At 66.7% G+C, this 20,243-nt stretch carries 9 protein-coding genes; 2 read left to right on the plus strand and 7 right to left on the minus strand.

What is annotated here, in order from left to right; all coding sequences use genetic code 11:
* Nucleotide 1: 1 nt before the first annotated feature.
* On the minus strand, nt 2-3,166 hold the full coding sequence (locus AC1DYS_RS02645) for a S8 family peptidase (RefSeq protein ID WP_477895773.1): 3,165 nt from the start codon (nt 3,164-3,166) through the stop codon (nt 2-4).
* A 235-nt stretch (nt 3,167-3,401) separates the two neighbouring features.
* On the opposite strand from AC1DYS_RS02645, the gene AC1DYS_RS02650 reads away from it, so the two are divergent.
* Entirely contained in the window at nt 3,402-3,752 is a 351-nt protein-coding gene (locus AC1DYS_RS02650; protein ID WP_477895775.1) for a phage holin family protein, read from the plus strand.
* A gap of 119 nt (nt 3,753-3,871) precedes the next feature.
* On the opposite strand, the gene alaC is transcribed toward AC1DYS_RS02650, so the two are convergent.
* From alaC to AC1DYS_RS02675, 5 genes are all read right to left on the minus strand, one after another.
* A complete protein-coding gene (gene alaC, locus AC1DYS_RS02655) occupies nt 3,872-5,059 on the minus strand; it encodes an alanine transaminase (RefSeq protein WP_477895777.1) in 1,188 nt (395 codons plus the stop codon).
* Between the two features lie 141 nt (nt 5,060-5,200).
* Nucleotides 5,201-7,690, minus strand: coding sequence for a di-heme oxidoreductase family protein (locus AC1DYS_RS02660; protein ID WP_477895779.1), 2,490 nt, complete (start codon nt 7,688-7,690; stop codon nt 5,201-5,203).
* A gap of 189 nt (nt 7,691-7,879) precedes the next feature.
* Nucleotides 7,880-9,994, minus strand: coding sequence for a penicillin-binding protein 1C (pbpC, locus tag AC1DYS_RS02665; RefSeq protein ID WP_477895781.1), 2,115 nt, complete (start codon nt 9,992-9,994; stop codon nt 7,880-7,882).
* Between the two features lie 68 nt (nt 9,995-10,062).
* Entirely contained in the window at nt 10,063-15,939 is a 5,877-nt protein-coding gene (locus tag AC1DYS_RS02670) for an alpha-2-macroglobulin family protein (protein ID WP_477895783.1), read from the minus strand.
* A 110-nt stretch (nt 15,940-16,049) separates the two neighbouring features.
* Nucleotides 16,050-17,573, minus strand: coding sequence for a M48 family metalloprotease (locus AC1DYS_RS02675; RefSeq protein WP_477895785.1), 1,524 nt, complete (start codon nt 17,571-17,573; stop codon nt 16,050-16,052).
* Nucleotides 17,574-17,754: 181 nt separating this feature from the next.
* On the opposite strand from AC1DYS_RS02675, the gene moaC reads away from it, so the two are divergent.
* Nucleotides 17,755-18,264, plus strand: coding sequence for a cyclic pyranopterin monophosphate synthase MoaC (gene moaC / locus AC1DYS_RS02680; RefSeq protein ID WP_477895787.1), 510 nt, complete (start codon nt 17,755-17,757; stop codon nt 18,262-18,264).
* A 13-nt stretch (nt 18,265-18,277) separates the two neighbouring features.
* Here the strand turns inward: moaC and AC1DYS_RS02685 are convergent, their stop codons facing one another.
* Complete coding sequence (locus AC1DYS_RS02685) at nt 18,278-19,786, minus strand: PglL family O-oligosaccharyltransferase (RefSeq protein ID WP_477895789.1); 1,509 nt, start codon at nt 19,784-19,786, stop codon at nt 18,278-18,280.
* Nucleotides 19,787-20,243: the final 457 nt, after the last annotated feature.

Below are 20,243 nucleotides of genomic sequence, written 5' to 3' on the forward strand. Positions count from 1 at the left end.
GTTACCTGATCATCAGCACGTCGGCTTCGCTGCCGGCATTGCTGCGCTTCATCACCAGGAAGCCGGACTGCGATGGCGACGCGGTGCTGCCGCCCGCAACCGTCAGCGTGTCGACGTAGCCAAGGCGATAGGGCTTGACGATGCCGCTCGGGTCGCCCTTCACCGCATAGCGCGGCGTGGACGGCGTGAACTTCATGTTGAGCAGGGAATCGGTGGTGTTGCCGGTGAAGTAGTTGTCGAAGGCGAACACCGAGAAGCTCAACTGCGTGTCCGCGGTAGCTCCGAGCGCCGCCAATGGCGCATTCATGATGATGTTGGCGGAGTTGAAGTCGACATCGGAGTAGTAGTAAATCGTCGCTACACCCGTGGCCAGGTTCGCCACGTTGACCACGTTGATGCCGGTGCTCCCGAACGCACCTTGCTCGGTGTTGTAGATCGCGAAGTCAGCCACGCCGTCGCCATTGACGTCGACGTCGACCTCGAAGCCGCCTGGGTAGTTAGCCTGTGCCCGACGCCCGAAGGTGTTGATCGCGAACTGCAACGCGCCATCCGCCGCGGCGTAGCGCACACCGACTGCACGCACGTCGACGATGGCGAAGTTGTCGCCCGGTGCCGGCAGGTCGGCCTTGGCGTACTTCGGGCTCGTGCCGGTCAGTGCGAACACATCGAACTCGCTCGGTGCCACGCCCGCATTGGCCAGCAGGATGATGCCGCCGGGCCAGTTGGAGCGCTGTGCGATCACGGAGCCGGCCTCTGCGGCCTTGCGCGGCAGGATGTGCCAAGGCACGCTCAGCTTCTCGTCAGCCGCGGTCAGCGTCAGGTAGCCGTCGTACTCGAACTTGTCGAGCAGGTCACCACTGCCGCCAAGCGAGCCGGCATTGAGCGTCCAGTCAAGCAGCTTGAGCGGGTTGACGCGCAGCTTCACCGTGATGGTGGACTTGCTCTTACCAGCCACCTTCACACTGCTCGGCGCAATGATGGACACCGCACCGGTCGCTTCATCGTCGGCGTAGCGGAAGGCGCTCTTGATGCTGAAGGTCTTGGCCTTGCTGTCGAGGTTCTCGACCACCAGCTTGCGCTCGTACTCTGCGAAGTTGCTGACTTCATGTGCGCCAAACGACAGCGCGGCCGAGAGGTCTTCCTTGTTGTAGGCCACAGCGTTCAGGGCGAGCGCCTTGTTCACCCGCACCTCGCCCGCGCCGATGCGCGTGATCGGTGCCAGCACGCCCGGCAGCAGCGCCGGGTTGGTGTAGATCTTCGTGTCGGCGCTGTTCATCAGCATCGACTTGATCTGCAGCGGCGTGCGGTTCGGGTACTTGCCGATCAGGATGGCGGCAGAGCCCGCGATCATCGGCGTGGCACCCGAGGTGCCGCCGAAGGCTTCTTGTCCGTCACCGCTGCCGGCCACGGCCGACACCGACGCACCGGGCGCACCGATTTCAGGCTTGATGGTCTGGTAGCTCGTGCTCGGGCCACGCGCCGAGGTGCTGGCCATGCTGCCGACCAGTGCGACCTTGGTCGCGTCGGACACGCTCACGTTCACCGGTGCCGCGATGTTGGCCTTGATGGCCAGCGACAGCGATTGCTGGATCACGAGCGTCGGCACGAAGTGCGTGCCGCCACCGTTGCTGAACGACACCGCGTCACCCGGGGCGACGAGGCCGATCAGCACACCCTTGGCGCCCGCCAGCCCGGCCAGGTCCACCTTGAGGCTGACCGAGCACACACCGCGATCGATCAACGCCACCTTGCCGGTCAGATCGGGCAACACGGCGCCGGGGCAGGCCGTGCCGACGGCGACCACATCGCCGGTGAAGCCAGCACCGATCGGCGCCCAGTCCACCGTGGCGGTGTTGTTGTAGACACCTGCAATGGCGGCCGGCGAGTTGACCTTCAGGCCGAACAGCGACGCGCTCGGCACGGCGGTCTGCGCCACGCTGATCACTGCAGGCGAAATGGACGCCGCGCTGACGATGTAAGGCTTGTTGGCATCGTTGCCCGCCGCGACCGCGACGGTGACGCCAAGAGCCACAGCTTCCGACAACGCCAGCGTGGAGTCGTCTTCCGCTTGGCCGTAAGCCGAGCCCAGAGACAGGTTCATCACATCGACAGCGTCGGAGGGATCGCCATCGCCGTTCGGGTCGAGCGCGTAGTCGATGCCCTTCAGGATCGCCACGCCGTTGCAGCTGGTGGCGACAGCGCTGCACACGCGAATGGCGACCAGCTTGGCACCGGGGGCCACACCTTTGTGCGTGCCGTCGAGGCTTTTGCCGGCAATGATGTCGGCCACGTGCGTGCCATGGCCCTGGAAGTCGATGGGGTTCGGGTCTTCAGTGCGGTCACCGTAGGTCGGCCACAGGTCGCCGACGAAGTCATAGCCGCCGATCACCTTGGCCGTCGGGAACACGTTGGGGTCGACCGTGGTGTTGAGCGGGTCGAACGGGTCCGCGCCATAGGCAGCGGCATAGGCCTCGGGCGTGCCGGGGCCGCCGAGGTTCTTGTGGGTGTAGTCGATGCCCGAGTCGAGCACGGCAACGCGCACGCCGGTGCCATCGGCACCCGCAGCCTGCGCCGCCGATGCGCCGATGTACGGCACGGTCTCCGACAGGCTCATCTCGTAGTTCATCACGCGGCGCACCTTCACCACGCCAGGCAGCGAGGCAATCGCGCTCAGCTTGGCGGCATCGACGCGCACGGCGATGGCGTTGTGCGCCATGTGCACGCGGCCGAGTTCCTTGGCACCCAGCGATGTGAGGCTGCTGGCGGCTGCGTTCTGGCGCGACAGCACGCCGGCGCGGTGGGCTTGCAAGGCCGTGCGCACGGAGGCCGGTGCGCTGCGCAGCATCTTCACGCTCTGCGCCTGCTCAAGGCCGCCGCTGGCGACCTGGCTGCTCAGCAGGGTGGAGGCTGCCGCCGCGACCGATGCGTCTTGCAACGTGACCCACACGTCCACCGGGCCGGTGGCATTCGCCAGACCTTTGTCGACGACGCCGGCCATCGAACCGCCAGGCACGGCCACCGACTGGGCCGAGCGCTGCGGAGGATCGGCGAGAGGAGCTTCATCGGCCGAAGCTTGTGGCGAGCTGCTGCCACCGCCGCCGCAAGCGGCCAGCACCAGCGAAGCCGACAAGGCCAACGCTGTTTTCCATGAAAGACGGATAGACACGAGACACTCCTTTTGGGCAAGTCCACCCGGTTCAGCGAGCGCTGGACCGGGACAAGTCTGCGCGTGGATAAACGCGCTGAGCGTGGGGGTTACGGGAGGCACATGCTGAGCGGCGGGGTTCGCTTCAGTCAAGGCAACTTGCCCCCCTACCACTAGGGGGGCGGGGGAACCCTAGGCAGACTTTTGGATCAGCGGGTGCGCGCTTGCTCCGGCCCCGTGCCGCTATGCTTGCGGCATGAAAACATTCGTTCGCTGGCTGCTGCTCGCTGCCGCCTTACTGCTCGTGGCCCACCTCTACCCCGGGGTCACCGTGAAGAGCTTCGGCTCGGCCATGATTGCCGCGCTGGTGCTGGGCTTGCTCAACGCCTTGCTGCGTCCGCTGCTGGTGTTGCTAACGCTGCCCGTGACGGTGCTGACGCTCGGCCTCTTCCTCTTCATCATCAACGCGCTGATGTTCTATTTCGCCGCGTCGATGCTCGAGGGCCTGTCGGTCGCAAGCTTTGGCGCCGCGCTCATCGGCTCGCTGATCTACAGCCTGTGCGGCATGGTGATCGATGCGGCACTCGAACGCCTGTTTAAGGGTTAGCCCCCCAGTCGCTGCGCTCCTGCCCCCGAGGGGCGCCGCCTGGCGGACCGGCAAAGCCGGATCCGCTGGCGTTGCTTGACGGGCGCTTTGCTTCGCTCGCGCTGACGCCGCCGTGAGCTCTACTTCAACATCGCTTTGATGCCGCGTATGGCTTGCCGGATGCGGCTCTCGTTTTCGATCAAGGCGAAGCGGACGTGGTCGTCGCCGTGATCGCCGAAGCCGATGCCGGGTGACACCGAGACCTTGGCCTTTGCCAGCAGCAGCTTGGCGAATTCCAGCGAGCCGAGCGACCGATAGCGCTCGGGGATCTGCGCCCAGATGTACATCGAGGCCTTGGGGCTCTCGACCATCCAGCCGGCCTCGTGCAAACCTTTCACCAACACGTCGCGCCGCCGCTGGTACTGCGCGGCGATGTCTTTCACGCACTGCTGGTCGCCTTCGAGCGCGGCGATCGCCGCGACCTGCAGCGGTGTGAACGTGCCGTAGTCGTGGTAGCTCTTGATGCGCGCGAGCGCCGCCACGAGATCGCGGTTGCCGACCATGAAGCCCACGCGCCAACCGGCCATGTTGTAGCTCTTGCTCAGCGTGAAGAACTCGACCGCGATGTCTTTCGCACCCGGCACCTGCATGATCGATGGTGCCTTCCAGCCGTCGAACACGATGTCGGCGTAGGCCAGGTCGTGCACCACCAGGATGTCGTGCTTGCGGGCGAGCGCGATCACGCGTTCGAAGAAATCGAGCTCCACGCATTGCGCGGTCGGGTTGCTCGGAAAGCCGAACACCATCATCTTCGGCTTGGGGTAGCTGCCGCGGATGGCGCGCTCCAGTTCGCCGAAGAAATCGACACCCGGCACCAGCGGCACCGAGCGGATGTCGGCCCCCGCGATCACCGCACCATAGATGTGGATCGGGTAGCTCGGGTCGGGCACGAGCACGGTGTCGCCCCGGTCGAGCGTGGCGAGCATCAGGTGCGCGAGGCCTTCCTTCGAACCGATGGTGACGATGGCTTCGGCATCGGGGTCGATCTCCACCTGGTACCTGTCCTGGTACCAATGCGAGATCGCACGGCGCAGGCGCGGGATGCCCTTGGACGCCGAGTAGCCGTGCGTGTCCGGCCGCTGCGCGACCTCGTTGAGCTTGGCGACGATGTGCGGCGGCGTCGCCCCGTCGGGGTTGCCCATGCTCATGTCGATGATGTCTTCGCCCCGGCGGCGCGCGGCGAGCTTGAGCTCGGCCGTGATGTTGAAGACGTAGGGAGGAAGGCGGTCGATGCGCGCAAAGCGGCGCTGGCCTGCAGAGGAGGTCATGTTGAACTTTCACGTGAGCGCCCGGAACCGTCCGAGCGACGTGCTTCGCGTGGGGCGAAGCCGACGCGATGTTATCTCGCAGAAAGGTGAAAGCAGGGCTTTGAACAGGCTGGCCGTCGGCAGCCTGAAGCCCTGCGCCTCTCAGAGCGACTCGAGGAAGGTGATCACCGCGTCGCGGTCGGCTTTGCTCATCGCCTCGAACTTCGAGCGGCTGCCGCTGGCTTCTCCGCCATGCCAGCCGATGGCTTCCACCAGCGTGCGGGCGCGGCCGTCGTGCAGGTAGCGCACGGTGGTTGCGTCGGCAAAGCCGGTCTGCTTCTGCACGTACTTCAACGAGCCCAGGCCCCAAAGCGGCTGGGTGCGCCACATGCTCGGGCTGGCCTGGCCTTCGGTCATGGTGTCGGCCAGCTCCGTGCCCATGTCGTGCAGCAGCAAGTCGCTGTAGGGGCGGATGGTCTGGTTGCGCAACTCCTGGAACGGGTGCTTGTTGCCCGTCTTCAGCTGAGCCACATGGCAGGCCGTGCAAGCCGCTTGTGCGAACAGTTGGCTGCCGCGCGCGATGGCAGCCGGGTCGATTCCGCTGTGCTCGGGCGGCGCGACCGTGCCGTCGGTGTACCCGCTGATGTATTTGCGTTGTGCGGGCACGCCCAGCAGCTGCATGTACGAAGACAAGCGATCCAGTTCGTCACTGGAAACGGACGGCGTCGCAGTGGACATCTTGCAATCGGCCTCGCCACGTTGGCACGACACCGTCTTGAAGGCCGTGGACGTGACGCCCATGTCGAGCATGAACGCGCCGGCAATCTGGTGGCGCACCGAGCCCTTGCCCGCTTTCCAGCCATAGCGGCCGAGGTGGCGCTGCCCGGTCTCCGGGTCGATCGACCAGTTGGGCACACCGCGCACGCCGTCGCCGTTCTTGTCATCCGGATCGGCCAGCGCCAGGATCGTGGCCTCGTCCAGCGCCTCGATCAAGCCCATGCCCACGGTCTGCGGCGCCTGGCGCACCGACATCTGGGCCGGCAACGGTCCCTTGAAGGCATAGGCGGGCTTGCGCAGTTCGACCTTCTCGCCGCCGGCCAGGGTTCTCACCGTGGTCGCGTACGACTGGATCGTGACGCTGTAGTCCGCGGCGCCCGCCGCACGCGACAGTTGCTGCACGTTGAGGCCGTAGGTGGGGTCGGGCGTGACCGACGTGGCCGTGCTGGCTGCGGCGGTGAGCACGGCAAAGCGGTTCAGCGTGGAGCCAATGTCGGCGGCCGGGCTGCGGCCGTTCAAGGTGTGGCAACCCAGGCAGCGCACTTCGTTGTGGCGCAACCCCAGCTGGTTGGCGTGCGCGGTGAACACCGGGTTCACATCCGGGCTCTCCGAATGCTTGCCATCCAGAAACGAGGTGTGGAACAGGCGGCGCCCTTCGACGAAGCGCTGCATGTCGGCACCGCCGATGTTGGTGGCCGCCTGCTGAAAGATGCGGTGCGGCTCTTCGGAATAGTTGTACGGCACGCTCGTCAACCCGCCCAGCAGCGCATCGTCGGGCAGCGGGGTGGTGTCGAGCTTCGGCGCGATGCCGTACCACGGCACGAAGCCCTTGCCCACCACGTACATCTGCTCGAGCGAGTAGTCGCGGCTTTGCCCGCCGTCGATCAGCGCGATGGTGGTGCCGGGCACGTGATCGAGGAACACACCGGCCGTGATCTCCATCTTGTCGCCGACCACCAGCTTGTTGCTGGCTCGCGTCGTGTTGCCCTGGTACTGCTGCTCGTCGGCAAAGCGCCAGTAGTCGGTGATGGCGATGTTGGCCACGCACATCTCTTCGATCTTGTCGGTGGGGTTGCAGCGCTCGCTGCCATCCTTCGGGTTCTTGTAGCCGGTGCCGAGCTTCCAGCCGTACTCGATGACGCCGGGGTCCAGGCGGCGGAAGGCCTGGAAGCTGTTGTTGATGAGCGTGCCTGCGTTGGGCTTCAGGTAGGCGGTGATCTTCTGCCGGCCCGCCGGAACCTCGTCGCGGATCACAAGACCGAAGGTTCGGTTCTGGAAGTAGAACGGGGGAAAGGCGAGGTAATTGCCCGGCCCTTTGTCGACGGGGTCCGTCCACTCCTCGCCGCCTTCGCGCGCATGGCGCGGGGTGGGGCGAAAGCCGGCGATGGTGACCAGGGTGCCGTCGGCCTCCGTGTACTGCACTTGTTCGACCACCTTGGTGCCATCGACAAAGAGAGGCACGTAATCCGTGGCGCCGAGACCGGCCGGCGCGGCGACCGGCGTACCCGCCGCAGGCGGTGTGGCGGGAGCACCCACGGGTGCCGGCGTGGCGGGTGCAGGTGCCGCGGGTGTGGGCGCCGGCGCCGGTGTGGTCGGCGCGGGTGCGGGCGCGGCCGGGGCGTTGCTGGTAGGCGGCGCAGCGCTGGGGGCATCTGCTGTGGCGTCGCTCCCCGAGCCGCAGGCCGAGAGCGCCAGCGCTGCGCTGAACAACAGGCCCAGCGCGGCGAGCGAGCTAGCGCGGAGTCGTGTGCCATCGGATTCAGCGCATTGACCCTGTGCAACAACTGGTAGGCCGCTGACAAAACGCGGCACATGGCCGCGCGAGGCCGCGTCATGCGCAGGCGACACCGCCTTGGTCATCGTGTGTACTTTCATGATCGCTGCTCTCCGTCCAGGTGGGACCTGCGGGCTCGTCACAGGTCGTTACGCCCGGCTCTGCCGCGTTGATGGACGTGCTACGCCGCAGGTTTCATTCCTGAAACGCAGGCATCTGATTCATCGATGGATCCCGCGCCGAGCTAACGCGTGTCGCGAGCGGCTGACGGAGGGCGCTCGCGAGCCGCTCTATCTCAGCGGCGCCTGCGTCGCACGCTGGGCCGTCTTCACGCCGGCACCGCGCACCTCGAAGCGCACCGTCTGCAGCACGCGTTGATCGCGCCCGACAAGGCTCAATTCATGCCGACCCGGCCATGGCGCCCAGCTGATGCGCTCACCCTGGCCCAGCGCCTTGCCGTCGAGCAGCCAGGTGCCTCGCTCCCCTTCGAAGGTGATGCGCTGCGCGCGTGGCGGCATGTCGGGGTCCACCGCGAAGATGCTGCCGTCACGCGGGCTGGTGATGCCGAAGCGCTGCGTGCCTTGCGCTTGTGCCGTGGACTTCCACTGTGTTTGTGTGGTGCCTGCGAGAAACAACTCGTCGCGTGCCGGCTCGCGATCGGCATCGAAGCGCACACGCTCGGCCACCACGCCGGTCGGCATGGCGGGCCGGCGTGACGGTTGGCCCTGATGCAGATGGCGGACCAGCGCCTGCCACACCGGGGCCGCACCGCTCACGCCGCTCACGTTGTGCATGGCTTCGCCGCTCGCGTTGCCGACCCACACGCCCACCGTGTAGCGGTCGGTGAAGCCGATGCACCAGTTGTCGCGCATGTCCTTGCTGGTGCCGGTCTTCACGGCCGCGAAGCCGGGTGTGACGAGCGCACTGTCGAGCCCGAAGGTGCGTGCGCGTGCCGCGTTGTCGGCCAGGATGTCGGTGACGAGGTACACCGCTGCCGCATCGGCCATGCGTTGCGGTTTCGTCGGCGTGGGCTTCAACGCCACCGGAGCAAACACGCCGCCATTGGCGAGGCTGCGGTAGGCGTTGGTCAACGCCAGCAAGCTCACATCTGCCGCGCCCAGCGCCAGCGCATGGCCGTAGTAGCCGCCGGACTCGGGCAAAGCCAGTCCGAGTGCGTTCAACCGGGCCAGCAGGGCGTCGGGCCCGACCATGGCGCCCACGCGAACGGCCGGCACGTTGAGGCTCGCCCCGAGCGCGGTGCGTGCGCTGATCCAGCCCTTGAACTCCTTGTCGTAGTTCTGCGGCAAATACAAACCGCTGGTGGTGGACAGCTGCGCCGGCGAATCGTCGAGCAGGCTCGCTGGCGTGATGAGGCGGCGCTCGAAGGCCAGTTCGTAAACGAAGGGCTTGAGCGTCGACCCGGGCTGGCGGCGCGCGGTCACACCGTCCACCTGCGCGGCATCCGACAGGTCACCGCTGGAGCCGACCCATGCGAGCACCTCGCCGCTCATGTTGTCTAGCACGAGCGCGGCGCCGTCTTCGACGTTGCGGCCGTTCAGCTCGGTGAGCTGGCGGCGCAGCGTGGTGGTGGCCACGCGCTGCAGCCGCGCATCGAGCGTGGTGCGCTGCGTCGGCTGGCCGCTCAACGCCAGTTGCCGCGCGAAGTGCGGCGCGAGCTGCTCGCCCAGCGGCATGCCGCCGCGGCGGTTGAGCGCGCTGTGCGACAGCGCGGTGACGCCTTCGCAGGCCTGCTTCTGCAACTTCAGGATGCCGCAGGCCCGTTGCGCAACCACGTCGGCGCTGGCGTTGGGCCCACGCAGCAGGGCCCCCGCAATCGCGGCCTCTTGCGCATCGAGCCCGCTCGGGTACTTGCCGAACAGCGTTTGCGACAAGGCACCGATGCCCACCAGCTCACCGCGAAACGCCACGCGGTTGAGATAGGCCTCGAGCACCTCGCTCTTCTTCCACGACGCATCGAGCCGCTGGGCGGTGTAGGCCTGGCCGAGCTTCTGCGCGACGCTGCGGCCACCGGCCGGGCGCGCGAGATCGTCGTCGAGCAGGCCGGCGAGCTGCATCGTCAGCGTCGACGCGCCGCGGGTGCGCGTGTTCCACACATTGGCCCAGGCGCTTTGCGCCACCGCACTCCAGTCGACCCCGCTGTGCTCGTAGAAGCGTTTGTCCTCGCTCAGCACGATGGCCTGCAGCAAGGCCGGTGACATCTCGCGCAGTGGCACCCAGGGCAGGCGGCGAACGGTCTTGTCGACACGCACGGTCTGCAGTGGCGTGCCCTGGCGATCGAGCAGCGTCACGTCGGACGGGCGGTACGCGGCCTTCACCTCGTTGAAGCTCGGCACAGCGTGCGCCGAACCCGCTGCCATGGCCAGGACGACAACGCCCAGACGCATCAACGCCGTGCACTTCGCTGCCCTTCGATACCTCAGGGCGAACGGAGAGTCGACGGCGTCGTGGTCTGTCACGGCGCCACTTCCAGCGCCGCATTCGGCAGCTCGCCGAAGCTCTCGGGCGCGTACATCGCCTCCACCCGCGTCGGCGGCAGCGCGAACTTGCCGGGGTTGTTCAGCCGCACCGTGTACTCGACGACGTGCTTGCCGCGCGGCAAATACTCGTAGTAGCTCCGGAAGGCCTCGAAGCTGCGCTCCTCATACGCCGTCCACGCGCTGCCTTCGCGTTTCTCGGTGCTGGTGGCGATGGCCGAGTCGCGCCCCAGGCCCGAGCCGAGCAAGGTCGCGCCGCCTGGCACCGGGTCGCTCATCACCACCCAGGTCATGTCGCTCTGCGCTTCGATCTCGACCCGCACGCGCAGCACGTCGCCGCGCGACCACTTGCTCTTGTCCTTCTGCTCGACCGCGCTGACGCTGCGCGTGAGGCTGTAGCCGGCGCGGATCGGCGCCTTCAAGGGCACGGCCGCGAGGCTTTGGACGGTGAGCCAGGGCTTGCCGCTGCCTTCTTGCGTCACGCTGAGGTTGCCGGCTTTCTCGGGCCACGCCAACTTCACCGCGCCGCCCTCCGCCGAGCGGCTCCAGTCGATGGCCATCGGCTTGTCGCCGGTGTTGGCGACCGTCTTGCCGGCCACCTTCACCGATTCGAACTTGGCCGAGAACTTGTCGAGCGCGAGCGAACCCCATAGGTTGGCGGTGGTGGTGAGCCATGCGCCCGAGCGCTGCCGCGCGAGGCTGCCGACCACCATGCGAGGGATGTCGTCCTTCCAGCCCGGCTCGTCGAGCACCGCGAGGATCAGCCGCGCCGCATTGGCGTCCGCGCTGTCCATCAGCCACCACCAGAAGTCGTCGGCCTCGTTGCTGAAGCGCAGCGTGGTACCGGCGTAGGTGAGGCGGCTGCGCAAGATCTGCTGCGCCTCGTCGAGCCGCTTGGCCTGGTCGGGCACGTTCTTCACGCGCTTGAGGATGTTGAACCAGTCGATCACCGCCGCCGTGGGCCACTGGTTGGGGATCAGGTTGATCGAGCCGAGCATCTTCGGTGTCGCGCGGCCGTAGCGCGACAAGGCCTCGATGGCAGCGAGCTTGCGCACGTCGAGGTCGGCACGCGGCGACCAGAACTTGCGCTCGATGCGGCCTTCGACAAACGCAGTCAGGCCGTCGAGCATCTGCTCTTGCGCCGGGCCGGGCAGCTCGAAGCCGGCTTCATTCGTCGCGGCCAGCACGTAGGCGGTGAGGCGGTCGCTGCCGCGCGCTCCGTCTTCGGCACGCGGCGGGAAGTAGCTCGCCAGGCCGTCGCTGTCGAGGTAGGTGGGCAGCGCGTTGGCGACCGCACTCCACAGCTTCGCGTCCTTCAGGCCGACCGACTTCGAGGTCTTCTGCTCCAGGCAGGCAAACGGGTAGGTCTCGAAGTAGCGGCGCATGCCCGGCAGGGCGCCGCTGAGCTTCGGCTGCACAGTAACGTTGACGCCGCCACGTTTCACGCCGCTCTCGGGCAGTGCGTCAGCTGGCGCGGCAATCGGCAGCGTGAACGGACCGTCGAGCTGTTGCAGCGTGGCTTGCAGCACGCGGATCGGCACTGACGCGGTCACTAGCTGCGTCACTTTCAAGCGGTCCTTCGCGCGCTCTTGTCCAGCCTGGCTGCCTTGCTCTTCGGCCGCGGCTTCCCAGGCCACGCTGAAGGCATCCGCTGGCACATCGACCGGCCACACCACTTCTTTCGCACCGCCGGCGGCGATGGTCACGTCTTGCGGCGCGAAGCTCATCGGCGCGCGGGTGATGTCTTCTTTGTCGCCGTTACCGCCATTGGCAGTGCCTTGCAAGGTGGCGCGCACCTTCATCTCGTGCGTGGTGGTGTTGCGCAGCGTCAGCATCGCGCTGAACTGATCGCCTTCGCGCACCAGCGGCGGCAGGCCCGAGAGCACCTGCAGGTCTTGCGTCACGCGGATGCTGGTGCTGCCGGTGCCGAACTGCTGCACGCCAGCGTCGGCAATCGCCACCAGCTTGAAGCTGGTGAGCGAATCGTTGAGCGGCACCTCGATGGTCGCCTCGCCATTGGCGTCGAGCACCACGCGGTCTTTCCACAGCAGCAACGTGTCGAACAGCTCGCGCGTCGAGTTCTTGCCGCCGCCGCCGCCCGCGGCAATCGCCTTGCGGCCGTAGTGGCGCCGGCCGATGATCTCGCTCTGCCCGGTGCTGGTCTCCACGCCCCACGAACGTTGCTGGATCATCGAGCCCAGCAGGTTCCACGACTCGTTCGGCCGCAGCGAGAGCAGGCCTTCGTCCACGGCCGCGAAGGCGATCTCTGTACCGGCGAGCGGCTTGCCGTCGTGCAGCACCTTGATGCGCGCGGTGGCCTTCTGGCGGATGGCGTACTGCGGCTTGTCGCTGGTCACGCTCACCTGCAACTCATGCTCGGCAATGCCGACCTTGATGGCCGCCACGCCGAGCTTGAAGGCTGGCTTGGACAAGTCGACCATCGCCGTCGGCGCCTGGTATTCACGCCCTTCGTACCAGAACGAGCGCACCCAGTTCATCGGCTCCTTCCAGCCCCAGGTGAAGAACGAATACCACGGCACCTCCCGGATGCGGCCGCGCAGCGCCAACACGCTCACGTAGACGTTGGGTCCCCAGGTCTTCTCGATCTTGAGGTCGACCGTCGGGTCGTCGCCGCGCAGCGTGACCACCTGCGTGCTGACGATGCCTTCGCGTTCGACGCTCACCAATGCCGTCGCTTCACGGAAGGGCATGCGCACCTGCAGGTGTGCCGTCTCGCCGGGCTGGTAACTCTTCTTCTCGGGCAGCACGTCGATGCGGTCGTCGTTGTCTTGCGCGAACCAGAGCTCGCCCTGCTTGGTGACCCACACGCTCGACGCGGCCTGGGCCACGTTGCCGTCACCATCTTTCGCCTGCGCGATCAGTTCGACCTGGCCCGCCGTCTCAAGAGCCGCCTCGCACAGCAACAGGCCGCGGTCGTCGGTGCTGCCGCTGCACAGCGAGCCCAGGTCCTTGATCTCGGTGCGGTTGTCGTAGGCGTAGAAGCCGCCCACCATGCGCTTGCGTGTGCTGATGACCTGTGAGAGCCGGCCGCGCACCTCGACGCTCTGGCCCTTGAGCGGCTTGCCCGCGGTGTCGAGCGCCAGCGCCTGAAACTTCACCTTGCCGCGGCTGCTGGCCCACGAGCCGGTCTTCACGCCCACCACCACCGCACTCGGCCACAGCGCGATGCGGTTGCTGGCGGTCTGCACCTCGCCGTTCGGATCGTTGAAGGTCACTTCGGTGACGAGCTCGCTGGCGCGCGTGATCTTCGGCAAGTCCTTCAGCGTGAGGCTGGCCGCGCCGTTGCGGTCGGTGGTCAACGCCTGCTTGTCGGCGACGAGCTTGCTGCTATCGCTGCGCTGCTCTTCGTCGTCGCCGCTCGTGTCGCGCTCGCCCACGTTGCGTGGCGGCTCGAAGCTGAATTCGTCGTAGCCGGCGAAGGCGTTGCCGCGGTTGCGCAGCAGGGCTGTCACGCGCGCCGGTGCCTGCGCCATGCCGCCGCCGCTAAAGTAGTTGAGCTGCACATTGATCGGCAGCTCCTTCGGCGCCACCGCCACCGCCTTGGGGCCGCTCACGATCGCGTCGACCAGCGGCAGGCGGAATTCTTCGACGCGGAAGTTGCCGCTCTCCCAGCGGCTGCGGTGCTTCTCTTCGTCGACGTTCTCGCGCTCGAGAACCACGTCGTACACACCGAGCTTGGCGGCCGCAGGGATGTTCCAGGTCGACGACGCGGTGCGTGTGCCGTTCCAGCTGAGCGGCATCACGAACTCCTGGCCGCTGCCCTGGTGCACGATCTTCATGCGCGTCGGCAGCTCGGCGACGGGCACGTTGGCCAGGCCGGTCGAGCTTTCACGTCGCACGAAGTGCTTCATCGAGACGGTCTCGCCGGCGCGCAGCAGCGTGCGGTCGAACACCGTGTGGGCGCGCAGGTCGGGTGACGAACCGCTGCTGGTCGGCAGGTTGAATCGCCACGACTCCACACCCTTCTGCCAGCTGCTGAACACGAAGGCGATGTCGGTGACGGCTTTGGCGTCTTTGGCCTTGGCGGCCTTGCGTGCGGTGACGAAGTAGCCTGATTCGCCGGGGCATTCGCCCATCTGCATCTCGAGCGCCTTGTCGACCTTGGCGAGCCCTTGTGCATCGGTGCGACCGGCCCACAGGCGCTGGCCGGTGCAGTCGTTCACCGCCACATCGGCGTCGGGCACTGGCTTGCCAAGGTCGAGCGTGGTGACCCAGACCAGGCTGTTCTCGCGGCCCAGCTTGAAGTGCACGCCGAGGTTGGTGACAAGCACGCCGGTGCGCACGAACATCGGCGCCTTTTTGTCGAGCAGCGACTCGCCGAGGCGGCGAGACTCGATCTCGACCACGTGGTAGCCCGGCTCGCTGATCGGAATGCCCACCACCTCGAACGGCCGCGGGTCGCCGCCTTGCAGTTGCGGCAGGTCGAGCTTGCGCACGTCGCTGCCCTTGTTGAGCAGCGACAGCTCGCGCGACGGCAAGGAACGCATGCGCTTGACCTGCTTGGTGCGGCCTTTGCCGTCGGTGACGCGCTCGATCTCGTACCACTGCGATTCGGGCAGCCCTGCAGCTTGCGCGCTCAGGTTTCGCTCGTGAAACGCCGCAACCTTGCGGTACCACTCGAAGATCTCTGCGTCGCTGCGCAAGGTCTTGATGCGTACGGCGCCCGCAGTGGCTGCGGGCCGCAGGTCGCCCTGCACATGGCGCAGCGTGACCGGCAGCATGGCTTCACCGTTCAGCTCCACCACGCCAAAGGGCGCGGCAGCGAACTTGGCGATGGGCGGTGCGTCGCCGGTGGCCACCTTGAGCGGGAAGCTGTCGGCGTTGCTCAGCGAGCGGCCCGACGCGTCTTTCACGTCACGCGGCAACTCGATTGAGAACGACATGTTCTCGGGCAGCGGCGACGGGAAGCGCAGTGCGGTGACTTCGGTGGCCTGATCGTCCTTGTCGAAGACTGCCTTGAGCGCGGACCCCGAGTCCGGTTTGAGCCGCACGCCTTGGGCCACCTCGCGCGAGATCGGCGACGAAAAGCGCAGCGACATCGGTCGGATCGGCAAGCACGGCGCATCGGCCCGCTCGCGCTCGCAGCTGAACTCGGCGGTGAAGGCCTCGCGTGTGCGGAAGGCAAAGCGTTGTTCGGTGCGCGTTGCGATCTTCGGGTTGGCCTGCGCAGCAATACCTGCGCCCCAGACCAGGCGAACCGCCGCGTCACTCGGCAGCGGGCGCTGGCAGGCCAGCAGCAGCACGCGGTCGGCCTGCTTCTGCAGCTTGCGCTCCTTCAGCACCTCGTCTCGCACGGCACCGGTGACGACACGAACCGGCACACGTTCGCCGATGCCTTCGATCTCGCACGAGGCGCCCTCCAGCACCGTGGATTCGACCGCCGCACCGTTGAGCTGCAGCAGAAAGTTCTGGTCTTCCTCGATCTGGCTGCCGTCGTGCGGGTAACTCGAGACCACTGCCGGGCCACCGGTGTTGAAGCTGAAGTTGGTGTTGCCAGTGAGCGCGCCTGTCTGCGGTTTCCAGTCGGCACGTGGCTTGAGCACGCAGCGTGTGCCGGGCGGCAGGGCTTCACGAAAGTCGTAGAGCCACACCCGTGCGTCCGACCAGCGGCCGCTGCCTTTGGGCGCGGCGCCTTCGCAGTTCACGCTGAAGGGATCGGGCAGCCGCAAGTCACCAAACGGCACGACGGCTTCTGAGAACTTAACGACAACCTGCCGGACCTGGGCCACTTCACCCTGCGGGGTGACGGATGCGACTGTGGCGGCGAGCGTCGCACCGGCGCCGAACATGGCGAAAACGGCCGCGAGCGCGGCGTGTCTGATCGAGCGATGCATGCGAACTCCCTGCCTTTTTGTTGGCGGCAAGGATACGACAGCAAGAGGTCGCTTCAGTGCGTTGGTTTGCTCATGTGGAGCATGAGCGTTCGCTAAGTCTCAGACTCTGATCAGCCCCGGCCTTCTCGGCGCTCTTCCGCTTCGCGGCGACGCACTTGGCCCTCGATCTCGTGCAGGCGTGCTTCGATCACCGAGGCCTCGATGAAGTCGACGGTGCGGGTGCTGCGCGCGAGTTTCTGCCCGGCGCGCAAGCGGTCGACACCGCCGGTGAGGTCGCCGATGGCGATACGCGATTCAGCGTCGGCACGCAGGGCGCGGAGGCTGTGGCCCATCTGCTCCCACGAACGGCTGAGCTGCGACCAGACGGTGGCGTCTTGCGGGTGCAGCGCGGTCCAGGTCTGCATTTCTTCGACGCTGCGCTGCACAGCGTCTTTGTCGACGGACAAGGCCACCTGCGCCCCCAACAGCATCACCGCACGCGACGACGGCACGCCGTCGGCCTTGGCGTAGGGCTTGAGCGCTTCGGATGCGCGAGCGGCGTCGCCACGCTCGATCAACGATTGCACTTGCAGCAGCACCACTTCGCGCTCGGCAAAGGCATCGCTGCGCGGGCTGCCGCGCACGAGGCCGAGCGCCAGCTGCATCGAGGTGTCGGCACGTGCCCAATCGCGCAGCAGCGTGGCGGCCAGTGCACTGGCGTAGGCGGCCATCAGCTTGTCGGCCACGCTCGCGGAAGAAGGTGCTTCGAGTGCCTCCCAGCGGCGGAGGGCGTCGACCCGCGAATCCATCATCACCTTGGCACGCGCCTGCGCCACCGTGTGCGCGAGCACGCTCGCTGGCGCCACGGGCGCGGCGGTGCCCAGGCGCGAGCGGGCTTCGCCGATGCGCTCGGCAGTGAGCGGGTGGGTGCGCAAGTAGGGGAAGCCGCCGCTGTCGTTCAAGCGCGAGGCCTGGTCGAGCTTCTCGAACATGGCGGCCATGCCGCCGGGAGCGAAGCCGGCTTGCATGAGCACACCGAACCCGATGCGGTCGGCCTCGCGCTCGACGTCGCGCGAGAAGTTGAGCTGGCCTTGCGCAGCCACCGCCTGGCCGCCGGTGAAGATGGCGTTGGCGCCGTCGACCCGGTTGCTGCGCGAGGCCGCCAGAATGCCGAGAATCATCGACGCCAGCCCGATCAGCGACTGGCGCTGGCTGTTGGCCATACCGCGGGCGATGTGGCGCTGGGTGACGTGCGACATTTCGTGCGCAAGCACCGAGGCCAGTTCGTCGCGCGTGGCGGTCATCGCGATCAGGCCCAGGTTCACGCCGACGAAGCCGCCGGGCAGTGCGAAGGCGTTGACACTGCGGTCGCGTACGAGGAAGGGTTCCCAGGCGAAGGCCTGGTCAATGTCGGGCGAGATGTTGCCGCGGTCGCGTGAGGCCTTGACCAAAGGCTGCCAGACCGATTGCAGGTACTCCAACAGCACCGGGTCGTCGAGGTAGTCGGGGTCGCGGCGGATTTCGCGCATGACCTGTTCGCCGATCCGTCGCTCGCTGCCCACGCTCAGGTCTTCGGACGCTGCGTCGCCGAGGGCAGGCAACCGGTCTTGCGCCATTGCCGCCGGCGGCACGAGCGATGTCACGAGCACGCTCACGGCGCATAGGCTGGTCAGCAGGCGCTTCGCGCGAGGGGGTCGAAGGGTGGCGTTCAAGGTGGCGAGGCAGCTGTGAGCATGGCGAACCCGTTGGAGCCGGGACGGGCATGAAGGTTCAGCCCGCAGCGCCCGGCCGCGTCGCTATGATGCCAGCGACACGTTGCTCCCATGTTTCCTGACCATGTCCACGTCTGCGCCATCGCCTGTTTCACCATCGCCGCTCACGCATTTTGACGAGCAGGGGCAGGCCCACATGGTCGACGTGTCGGCCAAGCAGGAGACGCATCGCATCGCCCGCGCCAGTGGCGTGATCCGCATGCAACCGGCCACGCTGGCGCTGATCCAGAGCGGAACTGCGAAGAAAGGCGATGTGATCGGCATCGCCCGCGTGGCGGCCATCCAGGCGAGCAAGCGCACGGCCGAGTTGGTCCCTCTGTGCCACCCGTTGCCGATCACCCGCGTGGCGGTGTCGTTCGAGGTGGACGAAGCGTCGAGCCTGGTTCGGTGCATCGCGCAAGTGGAAACCCTGGGCCGTACCGGCGTGGAGATGGAAGCGTTGACTGCCGTGCAAGTCGGCCTGCTCACCATCTACGACATGTGCAAGGCGGCCGACCGCGGCATGGTGATGGGCGAGATCCGCGTGCTGGAGAAGCACGGCGGCAAATCGGGCGACTGGGTCGCCGCGATCTGAGAGCAACGCTCGCTCAGTTCGAGCGCATCTTGAAGTCTTCGTAGGTGAAGTGACGCGTGGCCGGCGTGCACTGGAAGGGCTTGGCGTCGCCAGCCTTCAGCGGCTTGTCGCACTCGGCGAAGAACTCGGCCGCGTCGGGGTTGCGGAACTCCCGCAGGCGATCAGCAATGTAGCGGGCACGTTCGACGTCGCCGCGCTCGTTGTAGGCCTTGGCCCAGGCCATCATCAAACGCGTGTCGAGCAAGAAGTGCGGTGCGCGCCTGAAGGCCTTCATGGCTTCGGAGGGATGCTCCGCCACGGTTGCTGCCGCGTAGTCGGCGTGGTGGGCAAAGAACCAGCTTTTCTGTCCTTCGGCGATGCGGTACGACAGCGGCATCTCATCTTCTGATGCCGAGAAGATCGCGACGACACGCATGTAGTCGACTACCGACGCGACGGTACCGATCATCAGCGCGATCGATGCGCCGATCAGCGTGCGCCGCAACCACTTTGCCGATGGACCTGCGCTCGCCTCCGGCTCCTGAGCAGAAGGCGGCCCGGAGTGTCCGAGGCAGATCCCCAGAGCAAACGCCGTCGGCAGCAAGAAGTAGGCATACCAGAGCGGGTACTCCAGCATGCTGTGCACGACCATCATCAGCACCATGACGAACGCCGTGCGAACCATGCGGCTGTCGGGTTCGGGGGTGGTGATGCAGGCTCGGAACGCCTTCCACAGCGCCCACAGCAACAGGCCGAGCACCAGCGTTCCCAGCGGGATGCCGAGTTCGACCAAAAACTGCAGCGGCAGGTTGTGCGTGTGATCGAAGAACGCTGTTGGCCGTCCAGGGAAGGGCGTCAGCGTCCACGCGAAGTTGAATTCGCCCCAACCGACGCCGAACCACGGGTTTTGCTTGATCAGCTCGACTGTGTTGGCCCAGATGCCGAAGCGTGAGCTGGAGGGGTCGGACTTGTGCAACTGAACACCGCCGGCGAAGGCCTGTGATCCAGCTTGCGTCCACTCGCTCATTCCCATCCAGCACAGTGCGTAGAACAGAGGCGCGAGCCATAGCAGCACGCGCGAGAAGCGTGACAGGCGCTTGTCGACCATGCCCCACAGGGCCAGCAACACGACACACACGGTGCCGGTGCGCGAGACGGTGAGCACGTCGCCGAAGAGCAGCAGGGCCATCAGCACCGCGGTGATCACACGACATTGCTTGAGCGCTGGCGTTCGCCTTTCGCCCAGTGTTTCATGCAACCAGACCAGCGCGGCCATGGCCCACAACAGCAGGCTGCTCAGGTGGTTGGGCTGCCTAAGGTTGCCACCGGTACGGCCGGGAGTAGAAGAGCGCGCGATCCAGTCACCGTCCGCAAGGTCCGGCGCAAACACCTGGACGTTGGCCAGCGCAACACTGATGAGTCCGGCCAGGAGCAAGGCGGCACATACCACCTGAAAAGCCATTCGCCCGGCTTCGTCGCGGCCGGTGACTCCACCGACCCACAGTGTCAGAGCGGCCGACACGAGCAGGCCCAGCGCGGACACGCTCAGTGGCGCTGGGAGGCGTTCGAAAAGAGACGAACCTACGGCTTCAACGGCTAACAGACCCAGGACGGTCAGGCCTGTGAAAAGCCGGCGCCTCGGCATCGCAGGCATGGCCTGTAAGCACAACATGGCCAAGGCCAGTAAAGCGCTCCAACCAGCCAGGGCCACGGCTTGGTTGAAAAAAGTGGCGGAGGGTGGGAGGTTGCGTGCGAGGAGAGCCGGACCGCAGATGGCCAGCGCGGCTGCGATCAGCAGCGGAAGCGTCAAACGGCTCGCCAGGGGAACAGTGGAGAACGGGGAAGGGGGTGTGGAAGTAGCGAGCACGAAAACCGGATGACTCTGAAACACGCTGCGAGATCAACGGCGCGATGCCGTTGGGCTGCGCACACTGTAGCGTCAAGCTGCGGCTGCATAGGCAGGCAGCGTGCTGCACCTGAACGCTGCATGCCTCGATAGC

The organism is Rhizobacter sp. P2_G4, assembly GCF_056403575.1.

Excerpts from the sequence above, each read along its gene's own strand:
- AC1DYS_RS02650 (WP_477895775.1), top strand. The coding sequence starts at position 3,402 with ATGAAAACATTCGTTCGCTGGCTGCTGCTCGCTGCCGCCTTACTGCTC.
- alaC (WP_477895777.1), bottom strand. The coding sequence starts at position 5,059 with ATGACCTCCTCTGCAGGCCAGCGCCGCTTTGCGCGCATCGACCGCCTT.
- AC1DYS_RS02660 (WP_477895779.1), bottom strand. The coding sequence starts at position 7,690 with ATGAAAGTACACACGATGACCAAGGCGGTGTCGCCTGCGCATGACGCG.
- pbpC (WP_477895781.1), bottom strand. The coding sequence starts at position 9,994 with ATGCGTCTGGGCGTTGTCGTCCTGGCCATGGCAGCGGGTTCGGCGCAC.
- AC1DYS_RS02670 (WP_477895783.1), bottom strand. The coding sequence starts at position 15,939 with ATGCATCGCTCGATCAGACACGCCGCGCTCGCGGCCGTTTTCGCCATG.
- moaC (WP_477895787.1), top strand. The coding sequence starts at position 17,755 with ATGTCCACGTCTGCGCCATCGCCTGTTTCACCATCGCCGCTCACGCAT.